Here is an 11,765-nt window from a genome sequence, read left to right on the forward strand (position 1 = left end):
ACGTGACCGAGACCACGCCTCTGATCACCAGCCCGGAACCGACCGTCGAGGGGTTCGTCCGCGAGTACCTGCACGAGCTCAACTTCTCCCAGGGCACGATCCTGGAGCGGGCCACGGACAACGACCGGTACCTCGCGCTGGCGCGCACGGTGCGGCACTACCTGATGTCCCGGTGGATGCAGACCACGGTGAGCCAGTACCGCTCGCAGGCGAAGGCGGTGGCCTACCTGTCGGCGGAGTACCTCCTGGGCCGGCAGCTCGACAACGCGCTGATCGCGACGGGGCTGCAGGACGTCGCCGCGGAGGCGCTGGCCAGCCTGGGGCTCGACCTGGACGAGCTGCGCGAGGTGGAGGTGGAGCCGGGGCTCGGCAACGGCGGGCTGGGCCGGCTGGCGGCCTGCTTCGTCGACTCGCTGGCGACGATGAGCGTGCCCGCGATCGGGTACGGCATCCGGTACGAGTACGGCATCTTCCGGCAGACCTTCGTCGACGGCCGCCAGGTCGAGGAACCGGACACCTGGCTGGACAACGGCGACCCGTGGGAGTTCGCGCACCCCGAGCACGAGGTCACCGTCGGCTTCGGAGGCCACACCGAGAAGTACACGGACGACGACGGCCGCGAGCGCTCGCGCTGGGTGCCGGGCTGGCAGGTGCTCGGCGTCCCGTACAACTCGATGGTGCCGGGCTACCGGAACGGGCGGGTCAACACGCTCCGGCTGTGGAGCGCGCGGGCCACGCACGCGTTCGACCTCAAGATCTTCAACTACGGCGACTACGCCGAGGCGGTGCGCGCGCAGACGTTCGCGGAGAACATCTCCAAGGTGCTCTACCCGGAGGACTCCACGCCGCAGGGCAAGGAGCTGCGGCTGCAGCAGCAGTACTTCTTCGTCGCCTGCTCGATCCGCGACTTCATCGACCAGCTGCTGCCGCCGGAGTTCGACCTGCACGACCTGCCCGACCGGATCGTCTTCCAGCTCAACGACACCCACCCCGTCATCGCGATCCCGGAGCTGATGCGGATCCTCGTGGACGAGCGCGGGTTCGAGTGGGACGACGCCTGGCAGGTGACGCAGCGCTGCTTCGCCTACACGTGCCACACGCTGCTGCCGGAGGCGCTGGAGGTGTGGCCGGTCGAGCTCGTGGGGCGGTTGCTGCCCCGGCACCTGGAGATCATCTACCGCATCAACGAGGAGTTCCTCGCCCAGGTGCGCGAGCGCTCGGGCGGGAACGAGCTGCTGGTGCGGCGCATGTCGATCATCGCCGAGCACCCCGAGCGGTCGGTGCGGATGGCGTTCCTCGCGACGGTCGGCGGGTCGAAGGTGAACGGCGTCGCCGAGCTGCACTCGCAGCTGCTGCGCGACAAGGTGCTCGCCGACTTCGCCGACTTCTGGCCGGAGAAGTTCACCAACGTCACCAACGGCGTCACCCCGCGCCGCTTCGTGAAGCTGGCGAACCCGGGGCTGTCGGGGCTGATCACGGAGGCCATCGGCGACGGCTGGGTCACCGACCTCGACCGGCTGCGCGAGCTGGAGCCCTTCGCCGACGACACCGAGTTCCGCCGCCGGTTCAGGGAGGTCAAGGCGGCGAACAAGGACCGGCTGGTCTCCTTCCTCGCGGCGCGCGACGGCGTCGCGATCGACCCGGGCACGATGCTCGACGTCATGGTCAAGCGGCTGCACGAGTACAAGCGCCAGCTCCTCAAGCTGCTGCACGTCGTGACGATCTACGACCGCATCACGTCCGGGGAGCTGGAGCTCGGCGACGTCACGCCGCGCACCGTCGTGTTCGGCGCGAAGGCCGCCCCGGGCTACGTGATGGCGAAGGAGATCATCGCGCTGATCAACCACGTGGGCGCCGTCGTCGCCGCGCACCCCGACGTCTCCCGGGTGCTGCGGGTCGCGTTCCCGGCGAACTACAACGTCACGGTCGCCGAGACCCTGATCCCGGCGGCCGACCTGTCGGAGCAGATCTCCCTGGCCGGCAAGGAGGCGTCCGGCACGGGCAACATGAAGTTCGCGCTCAACGGGGCGCTCACCATCGGCACCGACGACGGGGCGAACGTCGAGATCCGCAAGCTCGTCGGCGACGAGAACTTCTTCCTGTTCGGGCTGACGGAGCCGGAGGCGAGCGCCGTCGCCGAGGCGGGCTACCGCCCGTCGACGTACTACGAGGAGAACCCGTCGCTGCGCCGTGCCCTCGACCTCGTCGCGCGCGGCACGTTCTCCGGCGGGGACGCGTCGGTCTTCGAGCCGATCGTGTCCAACCTGCTCACCGAGGACCGGTTCATGGTGCTCGCGGACTACCAGTCCTACCTCGACGCCCAGGAGCGCGTGGAGCGCGCGTACGCCGACCCGGACGCGTGGAGCCGTGCGGCCGTGCTGAACGTGGCGCGGTCGGGCTTCTTCTCCTCGGACCGTTCCGTGCGCGACTATCTCGACCGCATCTGGCACGCCGCGCCGCTGACGACCGACTGACCACGGCGGGTGGGCGTCAGCGCCGTCGGCGCGTGCCGAGCACGGTGCGGGTGATCTCCCGGGCCAGGGTCGTGCCGACGGTGGTGAGGATGGCGTCCATCGGGCTGCGGGCGCGCGAGGTCGAGCCGGAGCGCGAGGCCTTCTGAGCCTTCCGGGCGTCGGCCTCCGCCTGCTTGCGCGCCCGCGTCGCCTCCTTCTCGAGCTCGGCGGCGCGTTCCGCCGCCTCGTGGGTGGCGGCGTCCTGCGCGGCGCGCGCCTGCAGCAGCTCGTACGCGGACTCGCGGTCGACGGCGGCGCCGTAGCGTGCCTGACCGGGTGACGCCGCGACGGCCGCGTCGAGGACCTGCTGCGGTGCCGGGTCCATCGACGCCTGCGGCGCGCGCACCCGGGTCCACGCGACCGGGGTGGGCGCGCCCTTCTCGTCCAGCAGCGTGACGACGGCCTCGCCCGTGCCGAGCGACTGCAGCAGTCGTTCGAGGTCGTACGGCGAGGTGGGGAACGTGCGGGCCGCCGCGCGCAGGGCCTTCGCGTCGTCGGGCGTGAAGGCGCGCAGCGCGTGCTGCACGCGGTTGCCGAGCTGGGCGAGCACGTCGGCCGGGACGTCCTTGGGGGACTGGGTGACGAAGAAGACGCCCACGCCCTTGCTGCGGATGAGCCGCACCGTCTGGACCACCTGCTGGAGGAACTCCTTGGACGCGCCGGTGAACAGCAGGTGCGCCTCGTCGAAGAAGAACACGAGCCGGGGCTTGTCGGGATCGCCCACCTCGGGCAGCTCCTGGAACAGCTCCGCCAGCAGCCACATGAGGAAGGTGGAGAACAGCGCGGGGCGGTCCTGCACGCCCGGGAGCTCGAGGGCCGAGATCAGGCCGCGGCCGTCGGGCGTGGTGCGCAGCAGGTCGGCGGTCTCGAACGCGGGCTCGCCGAAGAACACGTCGCCGCCCTGCGCCTGCAGCCCCACGATCTCGCGCAGGATGACGCCGGCGGTGGCCGCCGAGACGCCGCCGATGCCCTTGAGCTCCTGCTTGCCCTCGTCGGAGGTGAGGTGCGCGATGGTGGCCTGCAGGTCCTTGAGGTCGAGCAGGGCGAGCTTCTGGGTGTCGGCCCAGTGGAAGATCAGCTCCAGGCTGGAGGACTGCGTGGAGTTGAGGCCGAGCACCTTGCTCAGCAGCAGCGGGCCGAAGTCGGTGACGGTCGTGCGGATCGGCACGCCCGTGCCCAGGCCGCCGAGCGAGTAGAACTCCACGGGGAAAGATGTCGGCGTCCACGCCTGCCCGATGCTCGCCGTCCGCGCGGCGACCTTGGGGTTGTCCGGGCCCTCGACGGCCAGTCCGGACAGGTCGCCCTTGATGTCGGCGAGGAAGACCGGGACGCCCTGCGCCGACAGGCCCTCCGCCATGCCCTGCAGGGTCTTCGTCTTGCCGGTGCCCGTGGCGCCCGCGACCAGCCCGTGGCGGTTGAGCGTCGCGAGCGGGAAGCCGACCTGGACGGTCGCGTCGGCAGTCGGCTCGCCGCCGAGCGGGCCGGACAGCAGGGCACCGAGCGGCAGCGTCGGCGCGTCGGAGGCGTAGCCCGCGCGCACCTCGTCGGCGTACGACGGCGGCGCCGCGGGGACGGCGCTCGTGGGGTCGGCCGGCGCGGCGTCGGCGGGCGCGGGGTCTGCGGTCGTGGGGTCCGGCCGGCCGGCGTCCTGCGGAGCGTCCCTGCTCGCGGCCTCAGCCGCCTCCAGAGCCGCCTGGGCGGCCGCCGCCTTCGCCTCGGCCGCCTCGGCGGCGGCCTGCGCGGCGGCCGCGCGCAGGGCGGCGAGGTCGGCGTCGTCGCTGGGCAGTGTCCCCTCGGCCATGGCCCGCACGCTAGCGCGCGCCTGCACCGGGTGCGCGGCGAGGAGCGGGATGAGGTTGAGAACCGTTCTCACATCTGCTTCACTACTCGAGCACATGGGAATCGTTCTCATATGGTTCCTTTCGTGCTGCCCCGACCTGGAGAGAGACGCATGCCTGCCCTCACCCGCACCACCCGCACCGCCGGCCGGCGCCGACCGCCCGTCGCGGGCCTCCTCGCCCTCGCGATCCCCCTCACGCTGGCGGGTTGCGCGTCCGCGGACCCCGCCGACGGCGGAGCGTCGGTGGAGCCGTCCGCCGAGGACACCGCGCAGGCCACCGAGGCCGCCGCCGCGACCGCCCGCATCGCGCTCACCTACGACGGCGGCGTCGTCGTCCTCGACGCCCAGACGCTGGAGCAGGTCGCGGACCTGCCGCTGGACGGCTTCACCCGGCTCAACCCCGCCGGCGACGGGCGCCACCTGCTCGCCTCCACCACCGGCGGGTTCCGCGCCCTGGACCTCGGCGCGTGGGCGGAGGCGCACGGCGACCACCACCACTACTGGACCTCCGAGCCGCGACTGACCGACGTCACCTACGCCGCGGAGGAGCCCGGCCACGTCGTCGTGCACGGTGGCCGCACCGTGCTGTTCGACGACGGGACCGGCCAGGTCCGGGTGCTCGACTCCGCCCACGTGGCCGAGGGCGAGGCGCCCGCCCGCGAGCTGACGACGCCGTCGGCGCACCACGGCGTCGCGGTCGAGCTCTCCGACGACTCGCTCCTCGTCACCGAGGGCACCGAGGAGGCGCGCTCCGGGGTGCGCGTCCTGGACGCCGACGACCGGGAGATCGCCGCCAGCGACGACTGCCCGGGCGTGCACGGCGAGGCGGTCGCGGCCGACGAGGCCGTCGTCGTGGGCTGCGAGGACGGCGTCCTCGTCTACGCGGACGGCGAGCTCACCAAGGTGCAGGCGCCCGACGCCTACGGCCGCATCGGCAACCAGGCCGGGTCCGAGGAGTCGCCGATCGTGCTCGGCGACTACAAGGTCGACCCCGACGCCGAGCTGGAGCGGCCCACGCGCGTCTCGCTCGTCGACACGCGCACCGGGGAGCTGTCGCTGGTCGACCTGCCCTCGAGCTACACGTTCCGGTCCCTCGCCCGCGGCGACGACGGCGAGGCGCTCGTGCTGGGCACCGACGGCGCGCTGCACGTCATCGACCCGGAGAGCGGGAAGCTCGAGAGCTCGATCCCGGTGATCGACGCCTGGGAGGAGCCCCTCGAGTGGCAGGAGCCGCGACCGGCGGTGCTCGCCCTCGACGGCTCGGTGTACGTCACCGACCCGGCGACGAAGTCGGTGCACGCCGTCGACGTGGAGACCGGCGAGGTCTGGAAGTCCGTCCAGCTCGACGTCGCGCCGAACGAGATCTCCGGTGTCTCGGGCGACGCGGAGGCGCACGATGACGAGGCGCACGATGACGAGGCACACGAGCACGAGTGACGACGATGCCGCCCGGGGCGACCCGGGCGGCGTCGGTAGACTCCCGCCGATGTCCTTCGAGATCCCCGTCGAGCGTGGCGCGGTCCGCGTCGTCACCGACTCGACCGCCTGCCTGCCTGCCGCAGACGACGGCGCCGCCGCGCCGGTCGTCGTCCCGCTCCGCGTCGTCGCGGGGGAGGAGTCGTGGCGCGAGGGCGTGGACATCACGCCGCAGGAGGTGGCCGCGCGCATCGCCGCCGGCGAGCGGCTGAGCACGTCGCAGCCCGCGCCGTCCGAGTTCGCCGCGGCGTACCGGGAGCTCGCCGCCGACGGCGCACGGGCCGTCGTGGGCGTGCACCTGTCGGGGGCGCTGTCCGGCACCGTGGAGGTCGCCGCGGCCGCCGGGCAGCGCGCCATGATCCCGGTGCAGGCGGTCGACTCGCGGACGGTCGCGATGGCGCTCGGGTTCGCGGCGCTGGAGGCCGCCCGGTGCGCTGCCGACGGGCACGACGCCGCGACCGTCGCTGCCCGCGCGCGGCAGGTCGCGGGGTCGAGCACCACCGTGTTCCTCGTGGACTCGCTCGACCATCTGCGCCGCGGCGGGCGGCTCTCCGCCCCCGCGGCCGCGCTCGGCACCGCCCTCGGGGTGCGGCCCATCCTCGGCATGCGCGACGGCGTGATCGAGATGACGCAGCGCGTCCGGACGCGCCGTGCGGCGACCGACCGGCTCGTCGAGCTCGCGGTGCGGCGCGCCGAGACGTGCGAGCGGCCGGGGGTGGCCGTGCACCACCTCGGCGTGCCCGAGCGGGCCGAGGAGCTCGCCGCCCGGCTGGCTGCGGACACCGGGGCCGAGCTGGTCGTGACGCCCGTGAGCGCGGTGCTCGGCGCGCACGTCGGGCCGGGCGCCCTCGCCGTGGTCGTCGCCGAGCTGGGCGGACGTCCCGGCGACGCTGTGCGCTGAGGAGCCTGCCCCCAGGGCCGCGTCGTCCACAGGTTGCCGCGCGCGGCGCCCGTCGAGAGGGCGGCGACCCTAGCGTCGCCGCGTGACCACCACGCTGCCTCACGACCACGGCGGGGCCGACGCGCCGCCACCTCACACGCCACCGGACACCGTCCCGCCGCCGGAGGATGGCGACCGGCCGCGCGCCTCCGAGCCGGTGCCGGACCGGGCTCTCGGTGAGGCCGCCGCACGGCTGCGGGCCTGGCACGCCCTGCGCGAGGACGCCGGCGGGCTCCCCGGTCCCGTTTCCGGTGTTGTTCCCGGTCGTGGACCCGGGCGCGATCCCCTGGACGGACCCGACGGCGGGCCTCCGGCCGGTCCGGCACCGTGGGCCGCCCCCGCCGGCGAGGACGAGCTCGCCGCCCGCCTGCGGGCCCGGCGGTCGGCCCGGCACGTCGCCGCCGCGTACACGGCGGCGCACGGGCACCCCGTCGACGGGCACGACGACGGTGGCGGCCCGCGGCGCTGGTCGATCGGGCTGCGCGCGGCCGTCGTGGCCTCCGTCGCCGTCCTGCTCGTGGCCGTCGTCGTCGCGGTGGTCGCGACCGCACGGCCCGACGACGTCATCACCCTCGCCGACGCGGGGGCGTCGTCCGCGGCCCCCACCGGTCCGTCGTCGCCGTCCGCCGGCCCGACCACGACAGCGGGCACGACAGCGGGCACGACAGCGGGCACGACAGCGGGCACGGCGGGCTCGGGCGACCCCGACGCGGGCTCCGCTGCCGGCACCCCCGAGGCGGCATCGGCGCCGGGCACGGTGGTGGTGCACGTCGTGGGCGAGGTGCGCGAGCCCGGCCTGGTCACGGTCCCGTCGGGAGCCCGGGTGGCGGACGCCGTGGCCGCCGCCGGCGGCACGACCCGGCGCGCCGACGCCGCGGCCCTCAACCTGGCGCGGGCGGTCGTCGACGGGGAGCAGATCCGCGTGCCCAGACCCGGGGAGGCGGTTGCGGCGGCCGGCGGCTCTCCGGACGCGGGCGGCGGGGACGAAGCGGGCGGGAGCGGGAACGGAGGTGGGGTGGGCGAGCCGCCGGGCGGCGCCGTGAACCTCAACTCCGCAGGGGCGGCGGACCTCGAGGAGCTGCCCGGTATCGGCCCCGCCCTGGCCGAGCGGATCGTCGCGTGGCGCGACGAGAACGGGCCGTTCACCAGCGTCGACGAGCTCGACGAGGTGTCCGGGATCGGCCCGTCGGTCCTCGGGCAGGTCCGTGACCTGGTCACGCTGTGACGCGCCCGTCGCTCGGCGTCCCCGACGTGGCCCCGCACGGGACCGTGGCCGCCGCCCCGGACGAGGCCCCGGACGAGGCCTCCGACGAGCGACGGAAGGACCTTCCGCCGCCGTCTCGGCGCGTGGACCTGCGGCTGGTGCCCGCGGCCCTGGTGGCGTGGGCGGCGGCGTGGGCGCTCACCGGTCCCGTCCAGGGGTGGGCCGGCGCGGTGGCCGTCGGGGCGGTGCTCGGCAGCGCCGGAGTGGGCGCGGCAGCCCTCCTCCGGGCGTGGTCCGCACGCTCCTCCTGGGCTCGACGCGGCCCGCGGCGGGTGCCCCGGGCGGGTGCCGGCCGGCCCGCGACGAGGCACGTCGTCGTGACGCTGGCGTGCCTGGCGGCGGTGGCGCTCGGGGTGCACGCCCAGGCGGCGCGGCAGGCACCTCTGCGCTCCTTGGCAGGGCAGGGAGCGCACGCCGAGCTGGTCGGTCGCGTCGTGTCGGAGCCCCGGCCCGCCGTCTTCGGCGACGGCGAGCGCTGGCAGGTGGCGGTGCGGCAGGTGACGGCGCGCGGGATCGTGTCGTCCGCCGCCGGGCTCGTCGAGGTCACGGCGGCGGGCCCCGCGCCGCGGTACGGGGCGACCGTCGCGGTGTCGGGGGTGCTGCGCCCCGTCGAGGCGGGCGACGGCCCGCTGGCCAGGCTGGCGGCGGCGGGTCCGGTGGCCGAGCGCGCCCCGCCGACGGCCCTGCTGCGCGCGACGCACACGATGCGGTCGGCGCTGCTGGACGTCACCGACCCCCTGTCCGCGCAGGCGCGTGGGCTGGTGCCTGGCGTCGCCGTCGGCGACACGAGCCGCGTGCCCGACGCCGTCGACGAGGCGATGCGGGTCACGAGCCTCACGCACGTCACCGCGGTCTCCGGCGGCCACTTCGCGATCGTGGTGGCCGCGCTCACCGCCCTGTGCGCGCTGGCGCGGGCCCCGCGCGCCGTCCGCGTCGGCATCGTCGCGGTGGCCGCGACGGCCTTCGTCCTGCTCGTGCGGCCCGAGCCCAGCGTGCTCCGGGCCGCGTGGACCTGCGCCGCCGCGCTCCTGGCCCTGGCGCTGGGGCGGCCGTCGTCGGGTGCACCGGCCCTCGCGGCGGCTGCGACCGTGCTCCTCGTCGTCGACCCGTGGCTCGCGCGGTCCTACGGGTTCGTCCTGTCGTGCGCGGCGACGGCGGGGCTCGTGCTCCTGGCGGGCCCGCTCGCCCGGCGGCTGGCGCCGTGGACGGGCCGTCCGCTCGCGTTCGCGCTCGCGGTCCCGTGGGCCGCGCAGGCCGCGTGCGGGCCGGTGCTGCTCCTGCTCGACCCGCACGTGCCGCTGATGTCGGTACCCGCGAACCTGCTCGCGACTCCTGCCCTGGTCCCGGCCACCGTGCTCGGGCTCGTGGCCACGCTGCTCGCCCCGTGGGCGCCGGGGCTCGCCCTGCCGGTCGCGTGGTCGGCGGGACTCTCGACGGGATGGATCGCCGGCGTGGCCCAGTTCTTCGCCGCGGTGCCGGTCGCCCGCCTGCCCTGGCCCGCGGGACCGCTCGGGGTGGCGGCGCTGGCGCTGCTCACGGTCGGGGTCCTCGCGCTCGTCCTGCGCCGGCCACCCGGTGAGGGCTGGCGACGCGAGTGGCGGGAGGCCGCACCGCGCGCCGTGCGCCGGGTCCGGCGGCGGGTGCGGCGGGCGACGGCGCGGCACGGACGCGGGCGAGTGGCGGCGGTCGCCGGCCTGGCGGGCGCCGCGCTGCTGGCCGTCGTCGTGGTCGCCCTGCCCCGGCTCGCCGGCGCGGGCCACGCCGTCCCCGACGACTGGCAGGTCGCCGCCTGCGACGTCGGACAGGGCGACGCGCTCGCGGTGCGCACCGGCCCGGCGTCGGCGGTGGTGGTGGACGTCGGCCCCGACGGCGAGGCGGCCGGTCGGTGCCTCGACCGGCTCGGCGTCGAGCGCGTGGACCTGCTCGTGCTCAGCCACTTCCACGCCGACCACGTGGGCGGGCTCGCGTCCGTGCTGCGCGGCCGCACGGTCACGGCGGCGCTCGTCTCGCCGCTCGACGAGCCGGCCGGCCAGGCCGGGCGTGCGCGGTCGCAGCTCGCGGCCGCGGGGGTGCCGGTGCGGGCCGCGGCCGCCTGGGACGGCGGGACGGCCGGGTCGGTGACCTGGCAGGTGCTCGCCGCGCGGGGCGGGCCGTCCGGTTCGTGGTCGCGCGGGGCGGGCGGTGGTGACGAGGGCGACGGCGCCAACGACGCCAGCGTCGCGCTCGAGCTGCGCACGGCCGGCGGGCTCGACGTCGTCGCGCTCGGCGACCTGGAGGAGGCAGGACAGGACGCTCTCGCCGCCGACCTCGCCGCGACCGGGCGCGCGGCGGACGTCGACGTCGTGAAGATGGCCCACCACGGGTCGCGGTCGCAGTCCGCCACGCTCGCGAGGCACCTGTCGCCCCGCGTCACGCTGGTGAGCGTCGGCGCCGACAACACCTACGGGCACCCGACGGACGACGCGCTCGCCCTCTACGCGGCCTCGGGGTCCGCGCTGGTGCGGACCGACGAGTGCGGCACCGCGGCGCTCGTCAGCCGTGGCGAGGGGATCGGCCTCGCGTGCGGGTGACGGGCTCTCCGCAGACCGGCCCGGCACCGCACCGCACGGCGCGGGAGGCGCGAGCGAGCGGGAGAGTCGGCGGTTCGTGGCAGGCTGGGGGCGTGCCCGCCGCCTCCACGTCCCGCCAGTCCCGTCCCGCCCGCAAGGGGAGGTCCGCGGCGAACAGCCGGTCGTGGGACGACCCCACGCTGGCGCCGGTGCTCCTGGTCCGCGGGCCGGAAGGGCTGCTCGCCGAGCGGGCCGTGGACGGCATCGTCGGCCTGGCGCGCGAGCGCGACGCCAGCACCGAGAAGGCCGAGCTCGACGGCGGCACGTACGCCGCCGGCCAGCTCGCGGTCGCCGCCAGCCCGTCGCTGTTCGGCGAGCCGAGCGTCGTCGTCGTGCGGGGCGCCGAGGCGGCCACCGAGGACCTGGTCGCGGACGTGGTCGCGTACGTCGCGGCGCCCGACCCGGAGACGGTCGTCGTCGTGGTGCACGGGGGAGGGCAGCGGGGCAAGAAGATGCTCGACGCGATCGTCGCCAGCGGCGCCCCCGTGCTCGAGTGCGAGCCGATCTCCAAGGACGCCGACAAGGTGCAGTTCGTGACGGCGGAGTTCCGCGCCGCGCGTCGCCGGGCGGACGCGGCGGCGGTCCGCGCGCTCGTCGACGCCCTGGGCACGGACCTGCGCGAGCTCGCGTCCGCCTGCTCACAGCTCGTCGCGGACACGACGGGCACCATCAGCGAGGCCGTGGTCGACCGGTACTACGGCGGCCGGGTCGAGGCGACGGGGTTCAAGGTCGCGGACGCCGCCGTCGCGGGGGACACGGGGGGCGCGGTCGCGCTGCTGCGCCACGCCCTGGCGACGGGCGCCGACCCGGTGCCGATCGTGGCGGCCCTCGCCCTGCGCCTGCGCACCCTGGCACGGGTCGCGGCCATCCGCGGCGGCGCGGCCACCGCGCGCCAGCTGGGCCTGCAGGACTGGCAGGTGCGCAACGCCCAGCGGGACCTCTCCCGCTGGACCCCCGAGGGGCTCGCGACGGCCATCGGCGCCGTCGCCCAGGCCGACGCCGACGTCAAGGGCGGCGGGCGCGACCCGGTCTACGCCGTCGAGAAGGCGGTGCTGACGATCGCCCGCTCCCGCCGCGGCTGACACCGCCCGCTGCGCTCACAGCGGCCCGGGGAGGCGCGAAG

The 11,765-nt window shown here is 75.9% G+C and carries 7 protein-coding genes; 6 read left to right on the forward strand and 1 reads right to left on the reverse strand.

What is annotated here, in order from left to right:
* Positions 1–2 precede the first annotated feature (2 nt).
* Positions 3–2,474 carry a glycogen/starch/alpha-glucan phosphorylase gene (locus ACFUVW_RS04235; RefSeq protein ID WP_430570107.1) on the forward strand — a complete coding sequence of 824 codons (2,472 nt, stop codon included), beginning with the start codon at positions 3–5 and terminating at the stop codon, positions 2,472–2,474.
* A gap of 16 nt (positions 2,475–2,490) precedes the next feature.
* Here the strand turns inward: ACFUVW_RS04235 and ACFUVW_RS04240 are convergent, their stop codons facing one another.
* Positions 2,491–4,314 (reverse strand): helicase HerA-like domain-containing protein, encoded by a 1,824-nt coding sequence (locus ACFUVW_RS04240; RefSeq protein ID WP_430570108.1) that lies wholly within the window; start codon positions 4,312–4,314, stop codon positions 2,491–2,493.
* A gap of 150 nt (positions 4,315–4,464) precedes the next feature.
* Here ACFUVW_RS04240 and aztD point away from each other — a divergent pair, with 150 nt between their 5' ends.
* The 5 genes from aztD to holA all read left to right on the forward strand — a co-directional run bounded on the left by aztD (position 4,465) and on the right by holA (position 11,724).
* Entirely contained in the window at positions 4,465–5,790 is a 1,326-nt protein-coding gene (gene aztD / locus ACFUVW_RS04245; protein ID WP_430570109.1) for a zinc metallochaperone AztD, read from the forward strand.
* 49 nt (positions 5,791–5,839) lie between these two features.
* Positions 5,840–6,730, forward strand: a complete 891-nt coding sequence (locus ACFUVW_RS04250) for a DegV family protein (RefSeq protein ID WP_430570110.1) — start codon at positions 5,840–5,842, stop codon at positions 6,728–6,730.
* A gap of 82 nt (positions 6,731–6,812) precedes the next feature.
* The gene (locus ACFUVW_RS04255) at positions 6,813–7,994 is read left to right on the forward strand and encodes a ComEA family DNA-binding protein (protein WP_430570111.1); all 1,182 of its coding nucleotides are present in this window, start codon (positions 6,813–6,815) and stop codon (positions 7,992–7,994) included.
* The gene (locus tag ACFUVW_RS04260; protein WP_430570112.1) at positions 7,991–10,603 is read left to right on the forward strand and encodes a ComEC/Rec2 family competence protein; all 2,613 of its coding nucleotides are present in this window, start codon (positions 7,991–7,993) and stop codon (positions 10,601–10,603) included. Before ACFUVW_RS04255 ends, ACFUVW_RS04260 begins: the two co-directional genes overlap by 4 nt.
* Before the next feature lie 179 nt (positions 10,604–10,782).
* Entirely contained in the window at positions 10,783–11,724 is a 942-nt protein-coding gene (gene holA, locus ACFUVW_RS04265) for a DNA polymerase III subunit delta (protein WP_430570113.1), read from the forward strand.
* Positions 11,725–11,765: the final 41 nt, after the last annotated feature.

The sequence above is a fragment of the Isoptericola sp. NPDC057391 genome (genome assembly GCF_042668085.1).
In the GTDB taxonomy this organism is placed as follows: Bacteria; Actinomycetota; Actinomycetes; order Actinomycetales; family Cellulomonadaceae; genus Isoptericola.